Source organism: Stutzerimonas sp. CXK-1, from assembly GCF_057738225.1.
In genome coordinates, this window is sequence record NZ_CM173217.1 from 395,752 (window position 1) to 422,093 (window position 26,342).

Here is a 26,342-nt window from a genome sequence, read left to right on the forward strand (position 1 = left end):
GCCGCTCACTTCGTTCGCTGGACAGTCAAAAGCTGCGCTTTTGCCTGCCCGTTAGATTAATCGTTAGGCATTATGAACATCACTGAAGCTCAACTTGAGAGGGCTATTTATTCTGTTTGGGATTTCCAGCAGGCGCTCTCTGCGCTGACGTTTTTACTTCAGGATTGTGATTTCGATGCCAAGTACAGCAAAGTCGAGTTGCGTCGGTTCAGGTGCTATGAGTCCACTCTGATTATCTCAATGGCACGCCCTTTCGAAACGACTAGAAAAGGAACAACAATTGGCTTGCGTGCTCTCGGTATCACCTTGAGCCAAGATCAGAAAGCTTTGGTTGAGAAAATCCTGGAACTCAGACGAAAAATTGTCGCCCACTCGGACGAAGAAGAGATGCATTTCAGGGTTACTACTTTTCCCATAAAGGATATGGGATTCAATTTTCCCCACTTTCAGTTCAATGAAGGCCTACATCTTGGTGAAAAAGAGCTGAGATATTTGGAGTATTTTTTGAGAGTTCTCACAAGCCAAATGGGGGAGTTTTTCTATAAAGTTGCCCAAGAACAACCTGAAATGCTTGCGCGCTATAAAGAGCCGAAATCTTGGAGTAGCAGTGATTGATTGCCTAACAAGGCCATTAAGGTTGTTCCGGGCCGATGGCCCTCCACCGGACGCCCTTTTCAGGGCGCCCCTTATGGCTGGCGTTAGGTATCACATGGAATGCGTCGTACAAACCGACACCTATCTACTTGCATGCTCTCGCTATATCGAACTGAACCCCGTTCGTGCACGAATGGTGGGCGTTCGTTCATGGAGCCGTATCGCAAGGAACTATCCCAGATTCGTGAAGGTCTGCAGCGCGGCCAGTTGACGGGCGATAATCGCTTCGTAGACGAAGTAGAGCGAATTGCAGGGCTGCGAATCGAGCGGAGAGGGCAAGGCAGGCCGCGAGCGTTAACGGAAAATCAAATCTGGCCCCCTTTTCTCAACGGGCTAATGCACGCATCCTTAACCAAACGTTGGGCAGAAAGAGACTTGTATGCCACATCTTTATGACATTATTGTTGGTCATCTTAAATCTGCATTCGAAGAAATGGAGAAGCTGGGCATCCGCGATGCCGTGGCGAAAGGCGGGGTGGGTGAGATTCTGTTGGCGCATCACTTAGGTCATCAGATCGCTGACTCAGACAAGGGGTATGACGGAATCGCTGAAGGCAAACTTTATGAGTATAAAGTGAGCACGACTGATCAGTTTAATTTTCACTTCGGCACACGCGAAGTCAAAGATGACCCGGAGACAAAAGTTCGTCGACATTTCCAGAATATAGAAGGCGCGTATTGTGCAAAGCGTTTGGGTCACTCGTTTAGTGAGATCGTGTTTATACCGAGTGAGTCGCTGGTGAATGCTCTGGTTGTGCATTTCAAAAATAGTAAGGGGAGTCAACTGAACAAGAATTACCGACTTGACTCCTTAAAGCAGCTAGATGGTGCAGAGTTGTTGCCCTGCTAGGCAATGCAGCGGGCGCCCTAAGGGGCGCCACTGGTGTTTGCGTTAAATCTTTTCATGGAGGGCATCTGCGATGCAGGTAAAGGATACGAGGCTTGCAGAAATCTGGAGATAAGCTAAGCCACTCCTATCTATTGGCTTGTTGTCGCTATATCAAACTGAACCCTGTCCGCACGAATGTTGGCCGATCCAAGCGACTCTCGTTGACCTAGTTACAACAGCCGTAGATAGACGCTGTTGATTCGGCGATTTGGCTGGATACCGTTGCTACCTAGCGTTAGGGAACACTACGCAGCAGCGGAGCGAGCGATATCGAACGTGTCGTTCATGGCGCCGTGTCGCAAGCGGAGCTATCTCTGATTCTTGAATGTTGGCAGCGCGGCCAACTAACGGGGGCTAGCCGCTTCGTAGACGAAGTAGAGGAGATTGCCGGGCTGCGAATCGAGCGGAGAGGGCAAGGCAGGCTGACGGCCTCCACGAGACATGAACAGCCAGCGGTATTGAAAAAGGCGCGTTCGGGCGCCTTTTTGCCGTTTAGCCAGGCTGATGTGACTGCACTCAACACGGCAACGAAACCGCCTGTGGCAGCGCTTCCAGGCGTAGCGAGCCGGGCGTTCGGCGGCGCACGGCCATCCAGTCTTCCAGGGCGGCGAGCGAGCGTGGGGGCGAGAGCAGGTAGCCCTGGAACAGGTCGCAGCCGGCTTCCAGCAGGGCCGTCTGTTTGTGCAGGTTGTCCACGCCTTCGGCGTTCACCCGCTTGCCCTGGGCATGGCAGAAGGCAATGAGCGCGGCCAGGCTCTGCTGCATCGCCGGGCGGGTCAGGCTGTCGACGATGACCATGTCCAGCTTGATGGTGTCGGCCGGGTAGTGCAGCAGTTGCTGGAACGAGGTGTAGCCGACGCCGAAGTCATCGATTGCCACGCGAAAGCCCGCCTGTCGCAGGGCGGTTACCACTGCCATGGTGTCCTTGCTCAGTTCGGCTGCGTAGGTTTCGGTCAGCTCGATCTCGACGCGGCCCGGTTCGATACCGTAGTGCGTGGTGCGCTCGATTAGGTAGCGGCAGATGCGATCGTCGACCAGCTGCGCCGAGGACACGTTGATCGCCAGGATGACGTGCTCGCCGAACAGCCGAACCAGCGCGGGGTATTCGGCCAGCGCATGGTCGATGACCCAGCTGTCGATCTTCGGAAACAGCCCGGCACGCTCGGCGATGGGAATGAATTCGCCGGGCGAGACGGTGCCGAGTGTCGGCGAATGCCAGCGCAGCAACACTTCGCAGCTGACCACCGTGCCGTCACGGTCGAGCGCCGGCATGTAGACCAGGCGCAACTGGTCGTCGCCATCGAGCGTGCGCAGCTGATCCTCAATCAGGCGGATGCGCTCGTTGCGCTGTTCGAGCTCGCCGTTGAAGGCCACCACGGTGTTCTTGCCCTCGGCCTTGGCCTGGTACATGGCGGAGTCGGCACGGGTCAGCAGTTGGCTGATCGAGTCGGCGTCGTCCGGATAGCGGGCGGTACCGATGCTGAGGCTGACGGGGTAGAGGCGGTCCTCCAGCCGGAAGCCGCCACGGCACAGGCCGAGCAGTGCCTCGCACAGCTCATCCAGGCCGGCGTCTTCGTTGTCGGTCAGCAGGAGAATGGCGAATTCGTCGCCCGACAGCCGGGCGAAGGCCGTTTCCGTCCGTGGATGCTGCAGCCGATGGCGCTCGAGCACGCCCTGGGCGCGCTGGGCGAAGATGCGCAGCAGGGCATCGCCGGCGTCATGGCCATGCTGATCGTTGACCTGCTTGAAGTTGTCCAGGTCGATGAACAGTAGCGCCAAGCGCCGCTCGCCATGCTGGCATTGTTCATACATGGCATTGGCCAGCATGCCGAAGTGCGCGCGATTACTGGTCTGGGTCAGGCTGTCGGTCCAGGAGATCTCCTGGATGCGCTGCAGCGCGGCGGTGTTGCGCTCGTGGAGCGTCTTCATGTTCGTGGTCAGGCGACCGATCTCGCCGCCGTCGCCGGGCTCGTCGAGGGCGGCCCGGCGGCACAGCAGCAGGTCGGTGAGCTGGTCGTCGAGTGTGCTGATCGGGCCGGTGATGTAGCGACGGATCAGCCACAGCAGCAGGCCGATGGACACCAGACAGATGAGCCCGCCGCCGGCGATGAAGGCCAGCCCCAGGGTGCGCAGGCGCTCGGCCTTGTAATGCGCGGCGGGCGTCAGCCGCGCGTGCAGCCCGCGCGACAACGAGATCGTGGCGGACAGCTCCGACTCGGCGGGCATCGGTTGCGCGGCGATCTCCACCGCGGCGCCGTATTCCCGCTCCAGGCTCTGCTTGAGCCTGATGAAGCGCTCCGGGCGCACCGCCAGCTGGACGGCGAAGGCCTCGCCGCGCTGACTCGGCAGCGGGCGGGTGCTGGTCTGCGCGAGGATGAAGTCGGTGTTGAGCAACAGGGGCCCGCCGTCGGCCTGGCCGGCGTATACCGTGCGCCTAGGCGCCGACGACGCCCGTGCCTGCCGGGCGGCTTCCTGCTGGGTGGCGCTCATCGTGGCGAACGGCGACAGGCTGCTTTCGAAGTAATAGGCCGGTTCGCCGTCGGGCTGCACCACGGCCAGCGCGACGAATGTCAGCTCGGTGTTGGACAACGAGCGGATGCTCTGCTGGATGCGCAGCCCCAGGGTGTCGTTGCGGAACTCGGTGTCGGTTTCGCGCAGAAAGGCCCGCAGTGCCTCGCTATCCATCAGCGTGCTGAGCACGCTGCGGTTGAATGCCTCGTAGTCCAGGTAGGCCGATTTCAGTGCCAGCAGCTGCTGCTCCAGGCGTGCTTGTTCGAGGCCGAGCAGCGAGGCCCGCTGGGTCAGGTAGGCGGTCGTCGAGGCCACGAGCTGGATGATCAGGATGACCGGAAAGATCACCAGCAGGGCGCGTTTACCGAGCGTCATGGGCGTTGATCAGTGCGCTGATGATACGCCGCCGGGTCTGCGTACCCTGCAGCGGTCGCATCTCGTAGACCTGGCTGCGGGCCAGGACATCCTCCGGCGGATAGATCGTCGGGTCATGTCGGATCTCGTCCGGCAGCAGCGCCTGCGCCGCCGCGTTCGGTGTGGCGACGCCCAGGTCGGCGGCGTTCAGCGCGGCAATTTCCGGGCGGTTGAGAAAGTCGAGGAAACGGTAGGCGAGCGCCTTGTTGCGCGTGTTGCTCGGCACCGACAGGCAATCGACCCAGAGCAGGGTGCCTTCCTCGGGCACGACGTAGCGCCAGGGCTCGCCTTCGATGCCCTCGACCTCGTTGAGTACCTGCTGGTCGCCGCTGTAGGCCAGCGCCATGTCGGCACGCTCGAGAAAGCGCTGGCTGCGCAGCGCGGTGATTGCATATTCGTAGGTCAGTACGGCGCCGGACTGCGCGACGAGCAGGTCGAACGCGGCCTTGAGCTCGTCATTGTCAGAGGTGTTGATCGAGTGCTGCTGCAGGATCAGCGGGCTGGCCAGGATGTCTTCGTGGTCCTCCATCATGATGATGTGCGGTTCGCGGCGAGCAGGCTCGAGCAGGTCGGCCCAGGAGCGCGGTGCGCTGGCGATGCGGTCGCTGCGATAGGCGATACCGAGCGTGCCCCACAGGTAGGGCACGGCGTAGCGCCCGCAACTGCTGCGCCAGCGCTGCGGCACATGGCGCAGCCGGGGCAGCTGCTGGGTGTCCAGCGGCTCGAGCAGGCCGCGCGCGCCGAAGCGTGAGGCGCTGATCATCTCGGTGAGGGCGAGATCGATCTGATGGTCGGGCTGGGCGAGGACGCGATCACGCCTGTCGCCGTTGTCGAAATAGATCTGCCTGATCTCGACGCCGGTTTCGCGCTGCCAGCGTTCGATTACCGCGTCGCTGAGATATTCCTCCCAGGTCAGCAGGGTCAGGCTTTCGCCGGCCTGCGCGGGCACGGTCGAAGCGAGCAGGCCGAGCGCCAGCAGCTGCACGCTGCGGGCAAGCCAGGGAATCCTTTTGTTCTTCTTGTTCATCGGCTGTCCATCCTGGTTGGCCGCCGTGCAGGCGGCGTGGCGGCCGGCTCCCGGGCGCCTCGGCGGACGGGTTGCACTAATGGCACTTTAATGGCGCCAAGTGCCTGGCGGCAACGCTTTTGTGCGGCCGCCCGGCACGGAAGGGCTCGGCTTTTCATGGCAGGCGTGCGCAGCGCCAGGCGACGGCTATCTTTTATGGGCGAGGGTGCGGCCACACTCGCCAAGCCTGTGCGCATGGCCGCTGACGGTGGAGGAATAGCCGATGCAGGTGGTCCCCAGCGTATGCACGTTCTGCGGCGTTGGCTGCGGCCTGGGGCTGCGCGTCGAGGGTGGCCGGGTCATCGGCGTCGAGCCGCAGGCAGGCCACCCGGTGAGCCAGGGGCAGCTCTGCGCCAAGGGCTGGGCCAGCGGCTTCGCGGTCGATCCCGGCGACCGCCTGCGCAAGCCGCTGATCAAGGCCCATGGGCGCTTCCGCGAGGCGAGCTGGGACGAGGCGCTGACGCTGGTGGCGGGTGAAATGCGTGCCGCGCTGGAGGCCGCCGGGCCGGCCGCGGTCGGGGTGATCAGCTGTGCCCATGCGACGAACGAGGATAACTACGCGGCGCAGAAGTTCGCGCGCGCGGTACTCGGCACGGCCAATATCGACCACTGCGCGCGCATCTGCCACAGCCCTTCGGTGGCCGGGCTCAGCCGCACGCTTGGCTCCGGTGCGATGACCAACTCGATTGCCGATATCGACGAGGCCGAGCTGATCCTGGTGATCGGTGCCGACGTGACCGAAAACCACGCGATGATCGGTGCGCGCATGCTCCGCGCGCAGGCGCGCGGCGCCCGGTTGGTGGTGGTCGACCCGCGGCGGACCCGGCTGGCGCGCCTGGCCGATCAGCACGTCCAGCTGCGCGTAGGCAGCAACATCGCGCTGCTCAACGGCCTGCTGCACATCATCTTCGCCAACGGTTGGGAGGATCGCGAGTTCCTTGCCTACCGCTGCGAGAACGAGCAGGCGCTGCGCGAACAGGTGCGCGAGCTGACGCCGGCGCTCACCAGCCGCCTGACCGGCGTGCCGGTGCTGGCGCTGATCGAGCTGGCACGGGCCTACAGCCAGGCGCGCCGTGCGTTCATCGCCTACGGCATGGGCATCACCCAGTTCCAGAGCGGCACCGGCAACGTGATCGCGGTGGCCAACCTGGCCCTGGCCTGCGGTCAGCTCGGGCGGCCGGGCACCGGCGTCAATCCGCTGCGCGGGCAGAACAATGTGCAGGGCGCTTGCGACATGGGCTGTCTGCCGGACGTCTATCCCGGCTACCAGAAGGTCAGTGACGCGGCGGTACGCGCCAGATTCGCCCGCGCCTGGGGCGTGGCGCAGCCCGCCGCAGCGGGGCTGACTTCGCTGGGCATGAGCGAGGCGGCGCTGCGTGGCGAGTTCCGCGCCTTGATGGTGCTCGGCGAGGAACTGGTGGTCACCGACCCCGACCAGCACAAGCTGGCGCGCGCCCTGCAGGCGCTGGATTTTCTCGTGGTGGTGGAGCTGACCCTGAGCGAAACCGCGCGCTATGCCGATGTGGTCCTGCCGGCGGCCGCCTTCGCCGAGAAGGACGGCACCTTCAGCAACTGCGAGCGGCGCGTGCAGCGGGTGCGCAAGGCGGTCGAACCCCCGGGTGAGGCGCGCGCGGACTGGCAGATCCTCGCCGCCCTTGCCGAACGCATGGGCTATTCCGGCATGGGCTGGGCGGATGCCGCCGCGGTGTTCGCCGAGATGGCGGCACTGACGCCCTCCTTCAGCGCCATGAGCCATGCGCGGCTCGAGCGTCCCGGCGGCCTGCAGTGGCCGTGCGATGCGGCGCATCCCGAGGGCTCGCCAATCCTGCATATGCAGAGCTTTCCGCGCGGGCGCGCACAGCTGCTGCCCGTTTCGCAGGTCGAACCGGATGAATGCCCGGACGCCGAATACCCGTTCTGCTTCACCACGCACCGGCTGCATTTCCACTACGGCGGCGGGGCGATGACCCGCAAGTCGCCGCTGCTCGAGCGGGAGACGCCGGCCGGGCTGCTGTTCATCCATCCGCAGGACGCGGCGCAGCTGGGCCTGCACGAGGCGCAGGGGGTACGGGTGCGCTCGCGGCGCGGCGTGCTGGAGACGCGGGCACACCTGACCGACGACGTGCCGCCGGGCACCGTCGGCATGCCGTATCACTTCCGGGAGGCCCCTTGTAATCGACTGACCAACAGCGCGCAGGACCCGATCAGCCACATGCCCGAGCTGAAGGCCTGCGCTGTGGCGCTCGAACCGTTGCCGGCCGACCAGGCGCCGCGCATCGAACTCGAACGGCCCCCGGAGGACTGCCATGCAGGCCCTTGAACTGGAATCGCGCGAGCTGCTGCGCGCCCATCTGGGCGAGCGGCGGCAGCTCTACCAACCGCTGCCGGACAGCCAGGGCGCCCTGCGCTGGCAGCGGCTGGAGGCCGGCTCCGCGCTGCCCTTCGCCGCGCCGGAGGAGCCGCCGCAGTTCGCCGCCAAGGCGTTCTTCTTCGCCGAGCGCGAGGCGCTGTTCCGCTACGAGCACGGCCGCTTCATTGCGCTGCTGCCCGAGCCGCAACCGCAGGTGCTGTTCGGCCTCAGCGCCTGCGACCTGACCGCGATCGCCTATCAGGACCGCTTCTTCGCCGACGACCCGCACTATCAACTGCGCCGGGGCGCCACCCTGCTGGTCGGTGTCGACTGCGCGCACAGTTGCCGGCACGGCTTCTGCGCGCGCATGGACAGCGGGCCGGACGTTCGCCCGGCGACGGCCGACCTGATCCTCTCGCGGCTCGACGCGCACTGGTTGCTGCTGGTGGCCTCCGCGGCGGGCGAGCGGGCGCTCGCCGGGCTGGCGCTGCCCGCCGCCGCGCCGGGCTGGGTGCACGAGCGGGCCGCGAATGCCCAGCGCGTGGCCGCCGAACAGGGCGAGCAGCCAGCGATCGCCGCCGGCCGCGCAGCGTTGAATGCCGGAACCGTAGCGCAGGGCACCTGGGACGAACTGGGCCTGCGCTGTTTCGGCTGCTCCGGCTGCACCTCGGTATGCCCGACCTGCTCGTGCTTCGCGCCAGCGCAGCAGGCGGGCGAGGGCGGTGTCGTTCAGGAGCGCGTCTGGGATTCCTGCCTGTATGCCGGCTTCCAGAAGGAAGCCAGCGGCCACAACCCCAGCGCCGGCCCGGGCCAGCTCGTGCAGCGCTTCTGGTATCACAAGTTCGGCGAGGCCTTTGCCGAGCGCTTCGGCCGCGATGGCTGCGTGGGTTGCGGCCGCTGCGATGCGGTCTGCCCCGGAAGCATCGGCGTGCACCAGGTGATGCAGAGGATCAGCCAGCCATGATCGACCTGACGCCCAGGCCGCTGCGCCTGCTCGAGGCCTATGCCGACGGTGAGGCCGCGCGGCATTTCACCTTTGCCTTCGAGCCCCGGCGGGACGAGCCGAGGGGGCGCCCCGGGCAATTCTTCATGCTCGCCCTGCCCGGTGTTGGCGAGGCCGCCTTTACCTATGTCAGCACACCCGATGCGAACGGCCGCTTCAGCGCGCTGATCCGCCGGACCGGCAGCCTCACCGCGGCGCTGTTCGCCCTCGAGGCGGGCGCGGTGCTCGGCTATCGCGGCCCGTTCGGCCGCCCCTGGCCCGAGCTACCGGCGACCGGACGCGTTCTGGCGGTTGCTGGCGGCTGCGGGCTGGCGCCCTTGGCCGGCTTGCTCGAACAGGCCCCGGAGCGGCTGGCGTTGATCTATGCCGCCCGCAGCCGGGCCCACCAGGTGCTCGGGCGCGAGCGCGAGCGGTGGCGGGCGCGATTGCGGCTGATCGAGACGCTCGACCAGGGCGAAGCCGGCCTGCCGGGCGGCAACCCGCTCACCGTCGTGCGTCAGTGGCTGAGCGAAGGCGAGGCGCCGGCCCTGGTGCTCAGCTGTGGCCCCGAGGCGCTGATGCTGGCGGTGGCACGCTGCTGCCTGGACGCAGGCATGGCGGCAGACCGGGTGTGGTTGTCGCTGGAGCGCCGCATGCACTGCGGCGTCGGGCTCTGCGGGCACTGCTACATCGGTGCGAGCTACGCCTGTCTCGACGGGCCGACCTATCGCTACGACGACTACCTGCAACTGCTCGCGGCCAGCGGCCAGGTCGCGGCGGCAGCCCTGCCACCGCAGCCGTGCTGAGGGTCAGTCGCGCTGCCAGTGCACATCGACGAAGTATTCCTCGTCGTTGTAGTGGATCTTCAGCTCGCCGTCGTAGGCCGCTTCCAGCGCATGGCCGATGCGCTGAGCCAGATGCACGCCGGTAGTGGTCACTTCCAGGCCGTCGGTCGCGTCGCTGATGGCCATCAGGCGCTCGAGCGGGTGTTCGCGCTTTTCCAGTTCCTCGGTGTTGCGCATCAGGCCGCAGAGTTCGTCGGGGTGCTGCAGCACGAACGCGCCGTGCAGTCTGACGGTGCCGGCCGGCACGTCTTCGTCGATGCGCTGGCAGGCCGGGCACAGCGCTTCCTGCGCATCGGCCGGGTTGATCAGCCCCTGCCAGGTCCAGCGGCCTTCCTGGTAGGCGGCGCCGCACTGCGGGCAAAGCGTATCGCTGCGCTGATGCCAGGCCTTGAGGTAGGGGTCGTGGTGTTCGGGTTGAAGGAGTTTGTCGCTGAGGCGCTGACGCTGTTTGTCCATTTTCAGAGTCTCGACAAGCAAGGAGAGGGGCCTTTTCAGCGTAGTTCACTGGTGCAGGTTTCGACGCCCCGTCTGCGCTGCCTGGCAGCCGCCGCCGAGCCCATCGAGCGGGCCTCGCGGCCAGGCAGCCGGCGCGCCTTGCAGGACAGGCGGCCGGCCGCAACTTGGGCCAGACTCAGACGATATTCGCCGACGCGGAGGAGACGACCATGTCCCTGACCATTCCCTTTCCCGACCGCCGCTATGCCGGCCAGGCGCTGGCCGAGCGCCTGCACCAGCTGGGCGATTGGGCCGGCGCCCTGGTGCTGGCCCTGCCACGCGGCGGTGTGCCGGTGGCCTTCGAGGTAGCCGAACGGCTGGGGCTGGAGCTGGACATCCTGGTCGTGCGCAAGCTCGGCGCGCCGGGCAACCGCGAGCTGGCGATGGGCGCTATCGCCAGTGGTGGCGTGCGGGTGATGAACCCCGACGTGGTCCGGCTCAGCCACGCTTCGCAGGCCGAGATCGATGCCACCATGGTCCAGGAAACCGACGAGCTGTACCGCCGCGAGAAGGCCTACCGCGCCGACCGCCCGCGGCCGGCGATCAAGGGCCGCGCGGTGATCCTCGTCGACGATGGCCTGGCCACCGGCGCGACCATGCGTGCGGCGGCCGAGGCGGTACGCAAGCTGGGCGCTACGCGTATCACCGTAGCGGTGCCGGTGGCGGCACCTGAAAGTATCGCGCAGCTGGAGCGGATCGCCGATCGGGTCGTCTGCCTGCACATGCCGTACGACCTCTATGCCATCGGCCGTTGGTACGAACTGTTCGACCAGACCTCCGACCGCCAGGTGGTGGAGTTGCTGCAGCAGGCCTGGGCGCGGGGAGGTGAACCGGCATGAACCCGCTCGTCAGCACCCCGATGCGCTTCACCCTGGGCCGGGCCCGGCTGCATGGCGACCTTCGCGTTCCGCCGCAGGCGTGCGGGCTGGTGGTCTTCGTGCATGGCAGCGGCAGCAGCCGACACAGCCCGCGTAACCGCAACGTGGCGCGCTATTTCAACGAGCGTGGCCTGGCCACGCTGCTGTTCGACCTGCTCACTACGCAGGAGCAGCCCCTCGACGAACTGACCCGGCGCCTGCGTTTCGACATTCCGCTGCTCAGCCAGCGGCTGACCGGCGTAGTCGACCAGCTGCGTCAGGACGCCGGGCTGCGCGAGCTGCGCATCGGCCTGTTCGGCGCCAGCACGGGCGCCGCCGCGGCCTTGATTACCGCGGCTTCGCGCCCGGCGGACATTGCCGCGGTGGTCTCGCGCGGTGGGCGGGTCGACCTGGCTGCCGATGCCCTGGAGCAGGTCCACGCGCCGACGCTGTTCATCGTCGGCGGGCGCGACCACGAAGTGCTGCGCCTCAACCGCGACGCCGCCGCGCGGCTGCGCTGCCCGCACCAACTGACCCTGGTCGAAGGCGCCACGCACCTGTTCGACGAGCCGGGCAGCCTGCAAGAGGTGGCGCGGCTCGCCGGTGACTGGTTCGTGCGGCAGCTGGCGCCCTGAGGCGGCTCAGGCGCGGCCGAGTTCGCCGAGCAGGTCGGCCTGGACGATCTCGATCCAGTAGCCGTCCGGGTCGCGGATGAAGGCGACGTGCTTCATGCCCTTGTCGAGCGTCTTGACGAAGGACACGTCCAGCTGTGCGAAGCGCGCACAGGCGCGTTCGATATCCGGTACGGAGAAGCAGATGTGGCCGAAGCCGCGCGGCTCGGCGTTGCCGTTGTGGTACTGGCTGTCGTCGGACTCGGTGCCCCAGTTGTGGGTCAGCTCGAGCACCGACTGGCGGCCGAAGGCGTAGCGCTGCCGTTCGGCGGCATCTTCGGGCACCGCCTCGCCACGGGTCATGGCGAGGAAGTACAGCGAGAAGCGCGCCTCCTCGAAGTCCAGCCGGCGCAGCAGGCGCATGCCCAGCACACGGCTGTAGAAGTCCAGCGAGCGCTCCGGGTCCTTGACCCGCAGCATGGTGTGGTTGAACACATAGTCCTGGGTCTCGGCATCGGGCTGTTCGCAGACGCCGGGCTGAAGTTCGGTATTGAACGGCATTGAGCGCTCTCCATCGGGCTAGGCAAGGCGGCCCATTCTAGAAGCACGCCCGCCGGCCACGGGTAGCACCGGACTACTACGCCGCGGTTCAGGCCTGGGCGTTGCTCGCCGCACCGCGTCGCTGCCGTGACGGCATGGCGAGCAGCTCCAGGGTTCTGGCCGACTGCCGACCATGCGTCAGATAGACCGTGCAGACCACGCGCAGCAGGGACGCCAGGTTGCCGACTTCACCGCGGCGCAGGATCACCTCGCTGTACAGCTGGTTGATGAACTGCGGCACGCCATAACCCTCGCCGGCGGCAATTTCCTCGAGGATCGACCAGAACTCGCGCTCTAGGCGCACGCTGGTCACCGCGCCCTGAAGGCGGATCGAGCGGGTCTGGTGTTCGTAGAGCGAAGGGTCGGTGGATGAATACAGATTGCACATAGCGGCTCCAGGTTGCGGTTGCGCCATCCCGGCGACGTTGTGAATGGCCCGCCGCGGCGGGCAGGTACGCGCATAGGACCATATCGGTTCGGCAATGGCTCCGCCAACCTCGCGATCCCGGCTTCGCAGGCGCGCCCGCGCGACCCTTGCGCACAAACGTAGTACCTCAGTGTTACCCGGCGCCGGCGAAGGCTGCCTAGGATGGCTTCCAAGGCAGGCCTGTCCCGTCCTGCCCAGAAGAACAACAAGAGGAGACATGCCATGAGCGAGATGACGCTCGACCGCCGGCGCTTCCTGCAGGGCGCCGGCAGCCTGCTGATGGGTACCCTGCTGTTCGCCAACGGCCCGGTGGCGCTGGCCGCGCCGACGCGCAGCTGGTCGCTGCCGCTGAGCCGCCTCGATGGCCACCAGGCCGAGCGCCTGCTGGTCATGGTCCGCCGGCTCTATCCCCACGACAGCATGGAGGATGCCGTCTACGCCCTGGTGGTCAAGGAACTCGACAGCCGTGCCGCCGCCGACCCGGGGCTCGCCGATCTGCTGCGCGAAGGGGTGGTCACGCTTGACCGCGCCGCGGGCGGCGACTGGCTGGCGGCCGATGCCGGGGAACAGCAGGCGATCCTCGAAACGTTGCAGGCGCAGCCGTTTTTCGCCCAGGTGCGCGGCGTGGCGGTGACGGCGCTGTACAGCAACGAGCTGGCCTACCTGCACTTCGGCTATGAAGGCGCCTCCTTTCCCAAGGGCGGCTACCTGCACCGTGGCTTCAACGACCTGTCCTGGCTGCCCGACCCGCCGCTGAACGCCAGTCCGAAGCCCTTTGCCTGAGGTGACCCAGATGACGACCTATCAGTACGACGACGATTCGGTAGTGGTGATCATCGGCTCCGGTGCCGGTGGCGGCACCCTGGCCAACGAGCTGTGCCAGAAGGGCGTGCCGGTGGTGCTGCTCGAGGCCGGCAAGCGCGAGTCCCCGGCGACCTTCATCAACGACGAGTGGCCCTCGTTCAACCAGCTGAGCTGGGGCGACCCGCGCACCACCTCCGGCTCCTGGCGCATCGCCCGCGATTTTCCCAACCTGCCGGCGTGGATCTGCAAGACCGTCGGTGGCACCACCACGCACTGGGCCGGCGCCAGCCTGCGCCTGCAGGCGCACGAATTCCGTGCCCGCGACACCTACGGCGCGATCAACGGCGCCGACCTGCTCGACTGGCCGCTGACCCTCGAAGACCTCGCGCCGTACTACGCGCGCGCCGAGGACAAGATGGGCGTGACCCGCACCCACGACATCCCCGGGCTGCCGGGCAACAACAACTTCAAGGTGATGTACGCCGGTGCGCAGAAACTCGGCTACCGGCACTGCTCCACCGGGCGCATGGCGATCAACAGCCGGCCGCGCAACGGCCGTGCCGGTTGCCAGCAGCTGGGCTTCTGCTTCCAGGGCTGCAAGATGGGCGCGAAGTGGTCGACGCTCTACACCGAGATCCCTGCCGCCGAGGCTACCGGCAAGCTGGAGCTGCGCACCCAGGCGCAGGTGCTGCGCATCGAGCACGACGCCCGCGGCCGCGCCAGCGCGGTGGTCTACGCCGATGCCGAGGGCCGGCTGCAGCGGCAGAAGGCGCGGCTGGTGGCGGTGGCCGGCAATGCCATCGAGACGCCGCGAATCCTGCTCAACTCGCAGTCGAGCCTGTTTCCCCACGGTCTGGGCAACGGCTCGGGCACCGTCGGGCGCTATTACATGCGCCACACCACCGGCTCGGTGTTCGCCGAGTTCGAGGAACCGGTGCACTTCTACCGCGGCACCATCATGGCCGGGATCATCAGCGACGAGGTGCTGCATCGTCCCGAGCGCGGCTTCGCCGGCGGCTACGAGATGGAGACGCTGTCGCTGGGCCTGCCGTTCATGGCGGCGTTCTTCGACCCGGGCGCCTGGGGCAGCGACTTCACCCGCGTGATGGATCGCTACACCCATCTCGCCGGGCTGTGGATCGTTGGTGAGGACATGCCGCGGCCGACCAACCGCATCACCCTCAACGAGGCGGTGCGCGATGCCTGGGGCATGCCGGTGGCGAACGTCCACTACGACGACCACCCCAACGACCTGGCCATGCGCGAGCACGCCTACCGCCAGGGCGAGGCGCTCTACCAGGCGGTGGGTGCGACCAAGGCGCATCGTCTGCCGCCGTTTCCGTCGACGCACAACCTCGGCACCTGCCGGATGAGCGCGAAGGAGGATGACGGGGTCTGCAACCGCTATGGGCAGAGCCACGAGGTGGCCAACCTGTTCATCTCCGATGGCAGCCAGTTCACCAGCAGCGCGGCGGAAAACCCCACGCTGACCATCGTCAGCCTGGCGATCCGCCAGGCCGAGTACATCGCCGAGCAACTGAGCACGCGCGCCGTGTAGGGCCGGCCGGGCGGCGGCGCCGGCTCAGTGCTCGGCCAGCCGCCGGGCGAAGGCCTGCAGGGCGGCCTGGCCCACCACGTCGCCGGGCAGCAACGGCAGCTCCTGCAAGGGCAGCTGGCCGAGCCGCTGGCGCAGGGTGGCCAGGTGCTGCGCCTCCTGCGCGTGGCGTTCGGCGAGAAAGCGGCCGGCATCGTTCGGTGAGCGCTTGTTGACGACCAGGGCGGCCACCGCGATGCCGCTGCGCGCAAGCTTGTCGTGCAGCTCCAGGGTCTCGAGTACCGGCAGGCGTTCGGCCGCCAGCACCACGACGAAGGCGCAGCGTTTGCTGTCGCTGATCAGCTCGCGCAGTGCGGCGAAGCGCTCGCGGCGCCGGTTGAGGATGCGCCGGATGCGCGCGCCGCGGTCGCCTTCCGCTTGCTCCTCGGGCCCGCCCAGCACATTGCGCCCCAGGCCCTCGTCCTGGCCGAGGTTCTGCAGGACCTGGCTGAAGCGCGACTGGCGCTGCTGGCGCTGCAGCAGGCCTTCGGTCCAGGCGGTCATCATTTCCGGCAGCGCCATCAGCCGCGCGGTATGGCCCGAAGGCGCGGTGTCGAACACCAGCAGATCGTAGCTCGCCAGGCCGTCGAGCAGGGTGTCGGCGATACGCTCGAGCAGCGCGGCTTCGTGCATGCCCGGCGCCTCGCGTGACAGCGCCATGTGCTTGTCGACCTCGCCGGCCAGGTGCGGCGGCATCAGCTGGCGCAGCGCGGCGCCGACCTGCGCCAGGTGTTCGCGGGTGGTCAGCTCCGGGTCCAGCTCCAGGCCGTCGAGCCCCGGGGCCAGGCGTACCGGCTGCGGGCCGACCTCGCGTTGCCAGAGGTGGCCGAGGTTGTGCGCCGGGTCGGTGGATACCAGCAGCACGCGGCGCCCGGCCTCGGCCTGGGCCAGCGCGGTGGCGGCGGCAACGGTGGTCTTGCCGACGCCGCCCTTGCCGCTGAAGAACAGCACGCGGCGGCGCGCGGCCAGCGTCAGCAGCATCCGATGTGCTCCAGCGGCGAGCGCTCCATGCCCATGCGCCGGTGCCAGTCGTGAAAGCGCTCGTAGAGCTCGGGCATCAGTTCCAGGGTGTACCAGGCCGCCGGGTTGGGTACGCCAAGCATCTCGGAGAACACCAGCAGCATGAACAGGTCCTCCTCGTCGCGCCGGGCGCGGGCGAAGGTGCGCCGGTAGGGCGCGACGTAGAACTCGCGCAGCCCGGCCGAGAGCTGGGCGAGGATCTTCACGGCAGCGGCTCGTCGGTGGGCACGTCGACCAGCGGATCGCGGCCGCCGCGCATGGCGATCACCGCTTCGAAGGTCACCCAAAGTGCGGCGATGAGGATGATCACGTCCATGCCCAGCAGCAGCCAGTTCTCGGCGCGGAAGAACTGGCCCATCTGCACCAGCAGCGCATAGATCGACATCACCAGCAGGAACACCAGCGGCACCAGGGTGTAGATCGCCGGGCGGCCCTGCTTGATCAGGATCACGGTGATGATCGCCAGGGTCAGCCCGGCGAGCAGCTGGTTGGTGGTGCCGAACAGCGGCCAGATGACCATGCCGCCGGTGCCGTCCGAGCCGGCGCCGTAGGCCAGTGCCATGCATACGCCGACGGCGATCAGGGTGCCGACCAGGGTGTTGACCTTGAAGCCGGCCAGCTCGCCGGCTTCCTGGATGACGAAACGCTGCAGGCGCAGGCCGGTGTCCATGGTGGTGCCGGCGAAGAGAATCGCCATCACCGCCAGCACCGTGGCACCGAGGTCGGCCGGCAGCCCCAGGCCGTTGGCCAGCAGGGTGCCGCCGCCGGCGACAAAGGCGTTCACGCCGCCCTGGCCGAATGCGGTGTAAACCTGCTGCCAGTCGAGCAGGCTGGCGAAGCCCGCGGTGCAGCAGATGATCGCGGCGAGCGAGAGCATGCCTTCGCCCATGGCGCCGAAGTAGCCGACGAAGCGGGCGTCGGTTTCCTTGTCCAGCTGCTTGGACGTGGTGCCCGAGGCGACCAGCCCGTGGAAGCCGGAGATCGCGCCGCAGGCGATGGTGACGAACAGCAGCGGCACGATGCTCGGCGTGTCGGCCGGCATCTCGGCGTTGTAGGCCGGGGCGACGATGTCCGGTGCGCCGAACAGCACCGCCAGGTAGAGCAGGCCGAGGCCGACGAACAGCTGCAGGCCGTTGATGTAGTCGCGCGGCTGCAGCAGCACCCATACCGGCAGCAGCGAGGCGATCGCCGCGTAGAGGAACAGCAGCAGGATCCAGAACGACTTGGCCGACAGGCCCAGCACGCTCTCCGGCAGCACGATGGGGTAGGCGTTGCCGAGCAGGATCAGCGCATAGAGCACGATCACCCCGCCGACCGACGGCCACAGCAGCTTCATGTTGTAGCGGTAGATCATCTGGCCGATCACCAGCGCGACGAGGATCGCCCCCCACACCGGAATCACCGAGGTCGGTGTGGACACCAGCAGGTTGGAGATCACCGCGGCAAAGGCGCCGTTGACCATCAGCAGGACGAGAAAGATCACCACCAGGAACAGGCTGCGCCCGCGCGAGCCGATCAGCCGGCCGCTGAGCATGCCGACCGACTGGCCCTTGTTGCGTGCGCTGGCCCAGAGCGCGCCGAAGTCGTGCACGCCGGCAAAGAAGATCGTGCCCAGCACCACCCAGAGAAATGCCGGCACCCAGCCCCAGATCACCGCGATCGCCGGGCCGACGATCGGCGCGGCGCCGGCCACCGAGGTGAAGTGGTGGCCCCAGAGCACGAATTTGTTGGTGGGCACGTAGTCCACGCCGTCGCGCATGCTGTGCGCCGGGGTGCGGTAGTTCGGGTCGAGCCGGTAGATCTTCTCGGCGATGAACTTCGAATAGAACAGGTAGCCGAGGCTCATGGCCCCCAGGCCGATCAGCAGCAGAACGATGGCGCTCATGGCGATTTCCTTGGTCGTGCCGTCGCGCCGGGCCGCTGTCGGTGCCCGCGAGGCGGCTTGGTCTTGTTGTCGCTGCGCGCGCGGGCGCTCAGATCACTGACCCGCCTGCGGCGCAGGCGTTCCTTGCCGGTTGCCGGGCCGCGGCGGGCGGGAGCGAAACGGCAATCTGCTGAAACAAGGCGGCTCGGGCCGGCAGTGGACAGCACCGAACTCTTGGCCTCGACTGTCAAACAAAGAAGCCATGACTCGGGAAAACCCCATGGATCGCACCATGCGCAGACACCCAGGCTTCAACCCGCTCGGCTGGTTGCTCGCTTACGCGGCCCTCTGGGCGCTGTTCAGCGAGGGGCGCGGCTGGTTGGTCGGCATCCCCGCGGTATTGCTCGCCACCTGGCTGAGCCTGCGCCTGGGCCTGCAGCCCTGGCGGCTGCGTTGGCGCGCCCTGCCGGGGTTTCTCGGCTTCTTCCTCTGGCACATGACGATCGGTGGCATCGACGTGGCGCGGCGGGCCCTGGGTTCGCCCCGGCGCGTCGCACCGGCCTGGGCCGGCTACCGCCTGGCCAGCCGCGTGCCGCGCGTGCGGCTGTTGCTTTCGGCGCTGGTGGGGCTGCTGCCCGGGACGCTGGCGTCGCGCATCGAGGGCGATGTGTTGCGCGTCCATGTGCTCGACGCCACGCAGGCCTGGGAGCCGACCGTGGCGGAACTGGAGCGGCGGCTGCAGCGGCTGTTCGGCGAGGGGAGGGGCGCATGACAGTGCTCGCGGCGTTCGTGCTGCTGACCCTGCTGCTCGGCCTGGTGCGCGTGGTCCGCGGGCCGGCTCGGGTCGACCGGCTGCTGGTGATCCAGCTCTTCGGCACTGCCGGCACCGCGGTCCTGCTGGTGCTGGCCGACGCCGGGCAGCAGCCGGCGCTGCGTGACGTGGCGCTGCTGCTGGCCCTGCTCGCGGCCATCGCCAGTGCTGCGCTGGTCCAGCTGCTGCGGCGGAGCCGCCATGAGTGACTGGCTGCACTGGGCCAGCTGGGCGCCGCTGCTGGCGGGCCTGGGTTTTCTGGCGGCTGGCAGCCTCGGCCTGCTGCGTTTCCCCGATGCGGTCAGCCGGCTGCATGCGCTGACCAAGGCCGACACCCTGGGCCTCGGGCTGATCGTCCTCGGCCTGTCGCTGCGCGCCGACAGCCTGCTGGCGATCGCGCAGATGCTGCTGATCTGGCTGCTGATCCTGGCCTCCGGCGCCGTCGCCTGCCAGCTGCTCGCGCGGCAGAGCGAGGAGGACGGGCATGAGTGAGCTGCTGCTCGACGGCACCCTCGGCGTGTTGCTGCTCGGCCTGGCGGCCGGGGCACTGCATGCCCGCCAGCTGTACGCGGCGGTGCTGCTGTTCATCGCTTTCGGGCTGATCCTGGCGCTGGTCTGGGCCCGTCTCGGCGCGGCGGACCTGGCGCTCGCCGAAGCGGCGATCGGCGCCGGCCTCACCGGCGTGCTGCTGTTCGCTGCGCTGGCCCGGCAACCGCTGGAAGGCAGCGAGCCGCGCCTGCCGGCACCGCGGCGGCTGGCGGTGCTGGCGGTACTGTTGCCCCTGTTCTGGCTGTTGTTCGATGCCGTGGCGCCGCTGGCCGAGGCGCGTTCGCCGCTGCCGGCAGCGGTCGAGGCGGCGTTGCCTGACAGCGGCGTGAGCCACCCGGTGACGGCCGTGCTGCTGAATTTCCGGGCCTGGGACACCCTGCTCGAACTGGCGGTGCTGCTGCTGGCGCTGCTCGGCGCCCGGCAGAGCGGCCCGGCCCGGCTGTTGCTGAGCCGGCCCTGGCCGCTGCTGCGCGCCTGGGCCCCGACCCTGGCGCCGCTGCTGGTGCTGGCCAGCGGCTATGTGCTCTGGCGCGGCGCGGCCTCGCCCGGTGGCGCCTTTCAGGCCGGCGCGGTGCTGGCCGCAGGGCTGGTGCTGCTGCGCCTGGCCGATGCCCTGCCGGCGCTCGGCTGGCACCGCCTGCCGCTGCGCCTGGCGGTGCTCGGCGGGCTGCTGCTGTTCGTCGGCGTGGCTGCCGCGTGCGCCTGGTTCGGGCGTGGCTGGCTGACCTATCCCAGCGGCTGGGCCAAACCGCTGATCCTGCTGATCGAGGCCGCAGCAACCCTGTCCATCGGCCTCAGCCTGGCGCTGCTGGTGGTCGGCGAGCGCGCGGAGCGCCAGCGATGAACGCCACACTGCTGTGGGTTGCCCTTGGCCTCGGGCTCTGGCTGCTCGGCCTGCATGGCCTGCTGACCCTGCGCCAGCCGCTGCGGCGGATCATCGCCATCAACCTGATGGGCAGTGGCGTGTTCCTGCTGATGATCGCCCTGGCGGCGCGCCACACGCCGACCGATCCCCTGCTGGTGGCGCTGGTGGTCACCGGTCTGGTGGTGGCCGTCAGCGCCACGGCCCTGGCCCTGCGCCTGGTCAACGGCCTGGCCCGCCGCGACGAGAAACGGTCATGAACAGCGCCTTGCTCAGCCTGCTGCTGCCGCTGGCCGGCGCGCTCTGGCTGCTGCTGGCCCGGCCGCGTCGACCGGGACGCTGGGTGGTCGCTGTGAGCCTCGCCAGCCTGCTGGCCGCAGCCTTGGCGCTCGTCGAGGTCCTCGCCGGTGGCAGCCAGCAGCTGCTGGTCGGTGGCTGGGCGGAAGGCTTGGCGATCCGCCTGCGGCTGACCCCGCTGGCCGCGCTGCTGTTGCTGTTCACCGCGTTGCTGCACCTGCTGGTAGCGCTGTACGCCACGCGCATCGCCCATGCGGCGGGCGGCGAGGACTTCTGGCCACTGTCCTGCCTGCTGCAGGCGGCGCTCGCGGCGCTCTGGCTGTCGGCGGATCTGTTCAATCTCTACGTCACGCTGGAGCTGCTCGCCCTCTGCGCGGTGGCGCTGGTCGCACTGGCCGGCGATGCGGCCTGGAAGCCGGCGCTCAACTACCTGCTGCTGTCGCTCGCCGGTTCGCTGGCCTATCTGCTGGGCGTGGCACTGCTCTATGGACGCTACGGCGTGCTCGACATCCCCTCGCTGGCGGCGTTGGCCGAGGCGGATGCCGCGACCCGCACGGCGCTGTTGCTGGCCAGCCTCGGCCTGATGCTCAAGGCGGCGCTGTGGCCACTGCACCTGTGGTTGCCACCGGCCCACGCCGCGGCGCCGACGGCAGTCAGCGCCCTGCTTTCGGCGCTGGTGGTCAAGGGGCCGCTGTACATCCTCTGGCTGCTGTGGAGCGAGATTGCCCCCGCCGAGCTGGGCCGCGAGGCCGGTGGCCTGTTCGCCGCCGCCGGCGTGCTGGCGCTGCTGGCGGGGGGATGGTCGGCGCTGCGTGCGCCGTTGCTCAAGAGCCTGGTCGCCTATTCGACGGTGGCCCAGCTGGGGTATGCGCTGCTCGCGCTCGGCCTGTTGCTGCAGCTGCAGGACCCGCGACTGCACGCTGCGCTGTGGCTGTTCGTGCTGGCGCACGGGCTGGCCAAGGCCTCGATGTTTCTCGCTGCCGGTGAGCTGAAGAGCATTCTGGGCAGCACGCGCGTACGCGGGATGAAGGGAGCCAGCCAGAACGTGCCGGTGGCGCTGACCGCCTTTGCCGTGGCCGGTGGCAGCCTGATCGGGCTGCCGCCCAGTGGCGGTTTTGTCGCCAAATGGCTGCTGCTCGAGCCGCTGCTGGCCGAGCCGCGGCTGTGGCCCTGGGCCTTCGGCATCCTGCTCGGCACGCTGCTCTCGGCTGCCTATGTGATGCGCGTGGTCAGCCATGGCTTCGACCGCGCCCGGCCGAACCCGCCGAGCCTGCGTGCCGATCGCCCGGCGCAATGGCTGGCGCTGCTGCCGGCGCTGCTGGTCTGGTGCCTGGCGCTGGTCAGCGAACCGCTGCTGCGCTGGCTCGGAGGGTTGGGCTGATGAATCCGCAGACCTGGCTGCCCCTGGCGATCGTACTCAGCTCGCTGCTGCCCGGGCTGATCATCTTCGCCCTGCGCGAGGAGCAGCAGCGCCTGCGGGTGACGCTCAACCTGCTCGGCGTGACCGTCAAGCTGGTGCTGGTGGGCTGGTTGCTCTACGGCGTCAGCCAGGGACTGGAATTCCGTTTCAGCGTGCCGCTGTTGCCGGGGGCGCCGCTGGTACTGCAGGCCGACGCGCTGTCGCTGCTGTTCGTCGCGCTGTCTTCGCTGCTCTGGGCGGCGACTACGCTGTACGCCATCGGCTACCTGGAGCGCTCACCGCTGCGCTCGCGCTTCTTCGGCTATTTCAGCCTCTGCGTCAGCGCCACCGTGGGCATCGCCCTGGCCGGCAACCTGGTCAGCTTTCTGCTGTTCTACGAACTGCTGACGCTGGCGACCTTTCCGCTGGTGGTGCACCGCGGCACGCCCGATTCGCTGGCCGCCGGCCGGGTCTACCTCGCCTATACGCTGGGCGGCGGGGCGCTGGTGCTGATGGGCGTGGCCCTGCTGCACGGGCTGGCGGGCACGCCGGACTTCCAGGCGGCCGGCTACCTGCTCGGCCAGGTCGACGAACATGAACTGGCACTGCGCGTGGCCTTTGTGCTGCTGATCGCCGGGCTGGGGGTCAAGGCGGCGCTGATTCCGCTGCACGGCTGGCTGCCCCAGGCGATGGTCGCGCCGGCGCCGGTCAGCGCGCTGTTGCATGCGGTGGCGGTGGTCAAGGCCGGCGCCTTTGGCATCGTCCGCGTGGTCTACGACGTATACGGCGCCGAGGCGCTGCTCGAACTGGAACTGACTCGGCCGCTGCTCTGGCTGGCGGCAGCGACCATCCTGTTCGGCTCGTTGCGCGCGCTGCAGCAGCAGGAGCTGAAGAAGCGCCTGGCCTACTCGACGATCAGCCAGGTGTCCTACATCACCCTGGGCGTCGCCCTGCTCGGGCCGATCGCCGCGGTGGGCGGGCTGGTGCACCTGGTGCACCAGGGGCTGATGAAGGTCACGCTGTTCTACTGCGCCGGCAATTTCGCCGAGACCCTCGGCATTCACCGCATCCGCGAAATGGACGGTGTCGGCCGGCGCATGCCCTGGACCATGACCGCCTTTTCGGTTGGCGCGCTGGGCATGATCGGCATTCCGCCGATCGCCGGGTTCATCAGCAAGTGGACGCTGGGCTTGGGCGCGCTGGAGGTCGGCCAGGACTGGGTCGTCCTGGTACTGCTCGGTTCCGCCTTGCTCAATGCGGCGTACTTTCTGCCGCTGCTCTGGCGCGGCTGGTTCGCCACGCCGGCGGACTGGCACGAGAACCGCTGGGCCGAACGGCGCCTGGAAACCCACTGGATGCTCCTGTTGCCGCCGCTGTTCACCGCGCTGTTGTCGTTGCTGGTCGGCCTGCTGGCGGCCACCGCGTTGAGCCCGCTGGGCTGGAGTCAGCTGATCGTCGAGCGGGAGTTCGTCCTGTGAACGCCTGGCTCTGGCTGCTGGTGCCGCTCGCACCGCTGTTTGCCGCAGCCCTGCTGCCGTGGCTGCGCGAGCGCCTCCTGCCGCTGCTGCCGCTGACCTGCCTGCCGGGTCTGCTGGCAGCCCTGCAGCCGGCGCCGGCGCTGGAACTGCCCTGGCTGTGGGAAGGCGTGCGCTGGGGCGGCGATGACCTGCTGACGCGCGCCTGGCTGGGCTTTTCCGCAGTGCTCTGGTCGGCGGTTGGCAGCCTGGCAGCCGATGCGAAGCGGCTGCGCTTCTGGGTGTTCCGGCAGCTGGCGTTGGCCGGCAACCTGCTGCTGATCGTTGCTACCGACGCGCTCAGCTTCTACCTGGGCTTCAGCGCCATGAGCCTGGCTGCCTACGGGTTGATCGCCCACCACGCCGGGCCGCGCCCGCGCCGCGCCGCGCGCTTGTACCTGCAGCTGGCGCTGTGCGGCGAGATGTTGCTGCTCGCCGGGCTGCTGCTGCGTAGCCACGCGACCGGGCAGGCGTTCGACTTCGCCAGCTGGCAGGCCCAGCCGATCGACTCGCTCAGCCTGGGCCTGCTGCTGGTCGGCCTGGGCCTGAAGGCGGGTTTCTGGCCGCTGCATGTCTGGCTGCCGCTGGCCCACCCCGAGGCGCCGGCACCGGCCAGTGCGGTGCTTTCCGGGGCGATGCTCAAGGCCGGGGTGCTGGGTCTCTGGCGATGCCTGCCGGCGGCCGATCCGACGCTCGCGGCCTGGAGCACGCCCATGCTGCTGGCGGGGCTGTTCGGCGCCTTCTATGCCGCCGCGCTGGGGCTGTGTGCCAGCAAACCCAAGGCGGTGCTGGCCTGGTCGTCGGTGAGCCAGATGGGCTGGCTGCTGATGATCCTGGCGCTGGCCTGGGGCGCCGGGGCGCCGTCTGCGGCGTTGCTGACCCTGCTCGTGCTGTTCGGCGTGCATCACGGCCTGGCCAAGGGGGCGCTGTTTCTCGCCGCCGGGCTGGCGCACGACAGTCGCCTCACGCGCGGGAGCTGGCTCGTGCTCTGGTTGCCGGCGCTGGCAATCATGGGCGCGCCGCTGACCAGCGGAGCGGCGGTGAAGTACTTGCTCAAGGATGCCTGGCACGCCAGCCCGCTTGCCGCCTGGGGCGTGCTGTTGGCGCTGGCCAGCGTGGCCACCGCGCTGTTGCTGCTGCGCGCCCTGTGGCTGCTGCGTGGCGAGCAGCGGGCGATGCGCCGACCGGCGCCGCGGCCATCGCAATGGTTGCCCTGGGCGCTGCTGAGCCTCGCGCCGGTGGTATTGCCGTGGGTCTGGTCGCCGCTGCGCGAACCGCTGCTTGCCGGGCTCTATCCCGGCGGCGTCTGGGCGGCGCTCTGGCCGTTGCTGGCAGCGCTGGGCCTGGCGGCCCTCGCATTGCAGCGGGGCTGGAGCGTGCCGCGGCGCCTGAGGCAGCTGCCGAACCCGGCGCTGGTGGCGTCGCTGCGGCTGACCCGCCTGCTGCGCCGGCCCCCCCTGCCGGAGCCGAACTGGCAGCCCGATCGCAGCGCCTGGCGCCGTCGCGAGCGGCACTGGAACCGCTGGCTCGATCGCGGTGTGCTGGCTTTCAGTGCCTGGCTGCTGGCGCTGCTGCTCTGGCTCGGCTGGCTCTGGTGAGGCCGGGCACGGCGCCCCCTTGCCCAACTTGATCGAGCACGCAAAAGCGCTGCCTGCCCCCAGATGTTTCGAAACTTTTCAGCGAGCGCTCCGCTCCTATTTTTTGGTGCGCGACCGATCGCGCTCCGACTTTCCCCATGCCTGCTGGCAGGCGCGCAGACAAGGAGGTAGCAGTGCAACGCTTCGATGTGCTGGATAGTTTTCGCGGCCTCTGTGCCTTGGCCGTGGTGTTGTTCCACGCGCAGATCCTGCTGAGCTTTTCCGAGCTCGGGTTCTTTCGCAACGCGGACCTGTTCGTCGAGTTCTTTTTCGTGCTCAGTGGCTTCGTGCTCTGCCACGCCTACGGCAACCGGCCGTTCAGCCCGGACGTGCTGCGCCGTTTCGTGATCAGCCGGACATTCCGCCTGCTGCCCCTGCACCTGGTGATGCTCGCCGTGTTCATCCTGCTCGAGTGCGCCAAGCTGGTTGCCCAGCATCACGGCTTCTCGTTCAACGACCCGGCCTTCAGTGGCAAGACCGCGCCCGGCGAAATCCTGCCCAATGCGCTGCTCATGCAGTCCTGGCTGCCCTGGAGCGAAAGCCTGTCGTTCAACACGCCGGCCTGGAGCATCAGCATTGAGTACTACCTGTATCTGGTGTTCGGCCTGACGCTGCTGCTGATGCCGCGCCGCAGCCTGCAGCTGTTCGCCGCGGTATCGCTGGTGAGCGCTGCGTTGCTGTTCGTCGAGCCGGAGCCGATGCTGGCGTTCATCCGCCGTGGCGGCACCTGTTTCTTTGCCGGCGTGCTGCTGTACCGGCTCTACGAGCGAATCCGCGAGGCGGTGATGCGGCTGGACGACGGCCCCCTGTTCGATGCGCTGGAGCTGCTCGGTGTGCTGCTGGTCTACCGGGTGCTGACCGCCGAACTACCGCACAAGGGGCTGCTCGCCAGCCTGCTGTTCTGCGCCGTGATCCTGGTCTTCGCCTTCGAGCGCGGGGTGATCTCGCGGCTGCTGCGGATGCGGCTGTTCAAGCGCCTCGGCGAGCTGTCGTTCTCGATCTACCTGACCCATGCCGCGGTGCTGTTCGTCTTCACCAGCGTGGCGATTGTGCTGTCGCGGCTGCTCGGCGCCGAGTTCACGGTGATTCTGGAGAACCCGCAGAGCCACCAGATCATGCGCTACATCACCTCCGGCGATCGCCTGATCGATGTGCTGCTGACCGTGGCCTTGCTGGGCGCGGTGCTGATGGTCTCGACGTTCACCTACCACTGCATCGAACTCAAGGGGATGGCGCTCGGCCGGCGCCTGAGCCAGAGCCAGCCGCGGCACCTGTCGCGGGTCTAGCGGC

At 68.0% G+C, this 26,342-nt stretch carries 26 protein-coding genes and 1 pseudogene; 19 read left to right on the forward strand and 8 right to left on the reverse strand.

The window, feature by feature from the left end; genetic code table 11:
* The first annotated feature begins 72 nt into the window (after positions 1 to 72).
* From AC0KXH_RS01910 to AC0KXH_RS01920, 3 genes and pseudogenes are all read left to right on the forward strand, one after another.
* The gene (locus AC0KXH_RS01910) at positions 73 to 615 is read left to right on the forward strand and encodes a hypothetical protein (protein WP_488224053.1); all 543 of its coding nucleotides are present in this window, start codon (positions 73 to 75) and stop codon (positions 613 to 615) included.
* A 103-nt stretch (positions 616 to 718) separates the two neighbouring features.
* Positions 719 to 1,050: pseudogene (locus AC0KXH_RS01915) on the forward strand (hypothetical protein); the annotation flags it as partial.
* Complete coding sequence (locus AC0KXH_RS01920) at positions 1,034 to 1,504, forward strand: hypothetical protein (protein ID WP_488224054.1); 471 nt, start codon at positions 1,034 to 1,036, stop codon at positions 1,502 to 1,504. The pseudogene AC0KXH_RS01915 and the gene AC0KXH_RS01920, both read left to right, overlap by 17 nt.
* Positions 1,505 to 2,059: 555 nt before the next feature.
* On the opposite strand, the gene AC0KXH_RS01925 is transcribed toward AC0KXH_RS01920, so the two are convergent.
* Together AC0KXH_RS01925 and AC0KXH_RS01930 are read right to left on the reverse strand one after the other, a co-directional pair.
* Positions 2,060 to 4,429: a putative bifunctional diguanylate cyclase/phosphodiesterase gene (locus AC0KXH_RS01925; RefSeq protein ID WP_488224055.1), complete on the reverse strand. Its 2,370-nt coding sequence runs from the start codon at positions 4,427 to 4,429 to the stop codon at positions 2,060 to 2,062.
* Positions 4,416 to 5,495 (reverse strand): polyamine ABC transporter substrate-binding protein, encoded by a 1,080-nt coding sequence (locus AC0KXH_RS01930; RefSeq protein WP_488224056.1) that lies wholly within the window; start codon positions 5,493 to 5,495, stop codon positions 4,416 to 4,418. The genes AC0KXH_RS01925 and AC0KXH_RS01930 overlap by 14 nt, the downstream gene beginning before the upstream one ends.
* A gap of 262 nt (positions 5,496 to 5,757) precedes the next feature.
* Between AC0KXH_RS01930 and fdhF the strand changes: the two genes are divergently transcribed.
* Genes fdhF through AC0KXH_RS01945 form a run of 3 tightly spaced genes read left to right on the forward strand, consistent with a single transcriptional unit; the run spans position 5,758 to position 9,672 of the window.
* On the forward strand, positions 5,758 to 7,854 hold the full coding sequence (gene fdhF, locus AC0KXH_RS01935) for a formate dehydrogenase subunit alpha (RefSeq protein ID WP_488224057.1): 2,097 nt from the start codon (positions 5,758 to 5,760) through the stop codon (positions 7,852 to 7,854).
* On the forward strand, positions 7,841 to 8,848 hold the full coding sequence (locus tag AC0KXH_RS01940) for a 4Fe-4S dicluster domain-containing protein (RefSeq protein ID WP_488224058.1): 1,008 nt from the start codon (positions 7,841 to 7,843) through the stop codon (positions 8,846 to 8,848). The genes fdhF and AC0KXH_RS01940 overlap by 14 nt, the downstream gene beginning before the upstream one ends.
* The gene (locus AC0KXH_RS01945; protein WP_488224059.1) at positions 8,845 to 9,672 is read left to right on the forward strand and encodes an FAD/NAD(P)-binding protein; all 828 of its coding nucleotides are present in this window, start codon (positions 8,845 to 8,847) and stop codon (positions 9,670 to 9,672) included. Before AC0KXH_RS01940 ends, AC0KXH_RS01945 begins: the two co-directional genes overlap by 4 nt.
* Before the next feature lie 3 nt (positions 9,673 to 9,675).
* Here AC0KXH_RS01945 and AC0KXH_RS01950 read toward each other — a convergent pair whose 3' ends face one another.
* Positions 9,676 to 10,167 (reverse strand): BCAM0308 family protein, encoded by a 492-nt coding sequence (locus AC0KXH_RS01950; RefSeq protein WP_488224060.1) that lies wholly within the window; start codon positions 10,165 to 10,167, stop codon positions 9,676 to 9,678.
* Positions 10,168 to 10,376: 209 nt separating this feature from the next.
* Here AC0KXH_RS01950 and AC0KXH_RS01955 point away from each other — a divergent pair, with 209 nt between their 5' ends.
* A complete protein-coding gene (locus AC0KXH_RS01955) occupies positions 10,377 to 11,045 on the forward strand; it encodes a phosphoribosyltransferase (protein ID WP_488224061.1) in 669 nt (222 codons plus the stop codon).
* Positions 11,042 to 11,698 carry a dienelactone hydrolase family protein gene (locus AC0KXH_RS01960; RefSeq protein WP_080773457.1) on the forward strand — a complete coding sequence of 219 codons (657 nt, stop codon included), beginning with the start codon at positions 11,042 to 11,044 and terminating at the stop codon, positions 11,696 to 11,698. Before AC0KXH_RS01955 ends, AC0KXH_RS01960 begins: the two co-directional genes overlap by 4 nt.
* A 6-nt stretch (positions 11,699 to 11,704) precedes the next feature.
* Here the strand turns inward: AC0KXH_RS01960 and gloA are convergent, their stop codons facing one another.
* Both gloA and AC0KXH_RS01970 read right to left on the reverse strand, forming a co-directional pair.
* Entirely contained in the window at positions 11,705 to 12,235 is a 531-nt protein-coding gene (gloA, locus tag AC0KXH_RS01965) for a lactoylglutathione lyase (RefSeq protein ID WP_041110764.1), read from the reverse strand.
* Positions 12,236 to 12,323: 88 nt separating this feature from the next.
* Positions 12,324 to 12,662 (reverse strand): ribbon-helix-helix domain-containing protein, encoded by a 339-nt coding sequence (locus AC0KXH_RS01970; protein WP_488224062.1) that lies wholly within the window; start codon positions 12,660 to 12,662, stop codon positions 12,324 to 12,326.
* Between the two features lie 261 nt (positions 12,663 to 12,923).
* On the opposite strand from AC0KXH_RS01970, the gene AC0KXH_RS01975 reads away from it, so the two are divergent.
* Both AC0KXH_RS01975 and AC0KXH_RS01980 read left to right on the forward strand, forming a co-directional pair.
* The gene (locus AC0KXH_RS01975) at positions 12,924 to 13,484 is read left to right on the forward strand and encodes a tat (twin-arginine translocation) pathway signal sequence (protein WP_488224063.1); all 561 of its coding nucleotides are present in this window, start codon (positions 12,924 to 12,926) and stop codon (positions 13,482 to 13,484) included.
* A gap of 10 nt (positions 13,485 to 13,494) precedes the next feature.
* Positions 13,495 to 15,063: a GMC family oxidoreductase gene (locus AC0KXH_RS01980; protein ID WP_488224064.1), complete on the forward strand. Its 1,569-nt coding sequence runs from the start codon at positions 13,495 to 13,497 to the stop codon at positions 15,061 to 15,063.
* Between the two features lie 24 nt (positions 15,064 to 15,087).
* On the opposite strand, the gene AC0KXH_RS01985 is transcribed toward AC0KXH_RS01980, so the two are convergent.
* From AC0KXH_RS01985 to AC0KXH_RS01995, 3 genes are read right to left on the reverse strand one after another with little or no spacing between them, the layout of a single operon-like run.
* On the reverse strand, positions 15,088 to 16,080 hold the full coding sequence (locus AC0KXH_RS01985; protein WP_488224065.1) for an ArsA family ATPase: 993 nt from the start codon (positions 16,078 to 16,080) through the stop codon (positions 15,088 to 15,090).
* On the reverse strand, positions 16,071 to 16,325 hold the full coding sequence (locus AC0KXH_RS01990) for a cory-CC-star protein (RefSeq protein ID WP_041110754.1): 255 nt from the start codon (positions 16,323 to 16,325) through the stop codon (positions 16,071 to 16,073). Before AC0KXH_RS01990 ends, AC0KXH_RS01985 begins: the two co-directional genes overlap by 10 nt.
* Positions 16,322 to 18,004 carry a carbon starvation CstA family protein gene (locus AC0KXH_RS01995; protein ID WP_041110752.1) on the reverse strand — a complete coding sequence of 561 codons (1,683 nt, stop codon included), beginning with the start codon at positions 18,002 to 18,004 and terminating at the stop codon, positions 16,322 to 16,324. Before AC0KXH_RS01995 ends, AC0KXH_RS01990 begins: the two co-directional genes overlap by 4 nt.
* 271 nt (positions 18,005 to 18,275) lie before the next feature.
* On the opposite strand from AC0KXH_RS01995, the gene AC0KXH_RS02000 reads away from it, so the two are divergent.
* The 9 genes from AC0KXH_RS02000 (at position 18,276) to AC0KXH_RS02040 (ending at position 26,338) form a co-directional block, all read left to right on the forward strand.
* Positions 18,276 to 18,755: a Na+/H+ antiporter subunit E gene (locus AC0KXH_RS02000; RefSeq protein ID WP_236719846.1), complete on the forward strand. Its 480-nt coding sequence runs from the start codon at positions 18,276 to 18,278 to the stop codon at positions 18,753 to 18,755.
* Positions 18,752 to 19,003, forward strand: coding sequence for a monovalent cation/H+ antiporter complex subunit F (locus AC0KXH_RS02005; RefSeq protein ID WP_043218032.1), 252 nt, complete (start codon positions 18,752 to 18,754; stop codon positions 19,001 to 19,003). The genes AC0KXH_RS02000 and AC0KXH_RS02005 overlap by 4 nt, the downstream gene beginning before the upstream one ends.
* Positions 18,996 to 19,286, forward strand: coding sequence for a cation:proton antiporter (locus AC0KXH_RS02010; protein ID WP_041110746.1), 291 nt, complete (start codon positions 18,996 to 18,998; stop codon positions 19,284 to 19,286). The genes AC0KXH_RS02005 and AC0KXH_RS02010 overlap by 8 nt, the downstream gene beginning before the upstream one ends.
* The gene (locus AC0KXH_RS02015; protein WP_488224066.1) at positions 19,279 to 20,187 is read left to right on the forward strand and encodes a hydrogenase subunit MbhD domain-containing protein; all 909 of its coding nucleotides are present in this window, start codon (positions 19,279 to 19,281) and stop codon (positions 20,185 to 20,187) included. Before AC0KXH_RS02010 ends, AC0KXH_RS02015 begins: the two co-directional genes overlap by 8 nt.
* Positions 20,184 to 20,465: an NADH-quinone oxidoreductase subunit K gene (locus tag AC0KXH_RS02020; RefSeq protein WP_043218038.1), complete on the forward strand. Its 282-nt coding sequence runs from the start codon at positions 20,184 to 20,186 to the stop codon at positions 20,463 to 20,465. Before AC0KXH_RS02015 ends, AC0KXH_RS02020 begins: the two co-directional genes overlap by 4 nt.
* Complete coding sequence (locus tag AC0KXH_RS02025) at positions 20,462 to 21,883, forward strand: proton-conducting transporter transmembrane domain-containing protein (RefSeq protein ID WP_488224067.1); 1,422 nt, start codon at positions 20,462 to 20,464, stop codon at positions 21,881 to 21,883. The genes AC0KXH_RS02020 and AC0KXH_RS02025 overlap by 4 nt, the downstream gene beginning before the upstream one ends.
* A complete protein-coding gene (locus tag AC0KXH_RS02030) occupies positions 21,883 to 23,379 on the forward strand; it encodes a complex I subunit 5 family protein (protein ID WP_488224068.1) in 1,497 nt (498 codons plus the stop codon). The genes AC0KXH_RS02025 and AC0KXH_RS02030 overlap by 1 nt, the downstream gene beginning before the upstream one ends.
* Positions 23,376 to 25,013: a complex I subunit 5 family protein gene (locus AC0KXH_RS02035; protein WP_488224069.1), complete on the forward strand. Its 1,638-nt coding sequence runs from the start codon at positions 23,376 to 23,378 to the stop codon at positions 25,011 to 25,013. The genes AC0KXH_RS02030 and AC0KXH_RS02035 overlap by 4 nt, the downstream gene beginning before the upstream one ends.
* Before the next feature lie 173 nt (positions 25,014 to 25,186).
* A complete protein-coding gene (locus AC0KXH_RS02040; RefSeq protein WP_043218041.1) occupies positions 25,187 to 26,338 on the forward strand; it encodes an acyltransferase family protein in 1,152 nt (383 codons plus the stop codon).
* The last annotated feature ends 4 nt before the right edge of the window (positions 26,339 to 26,342 follow it).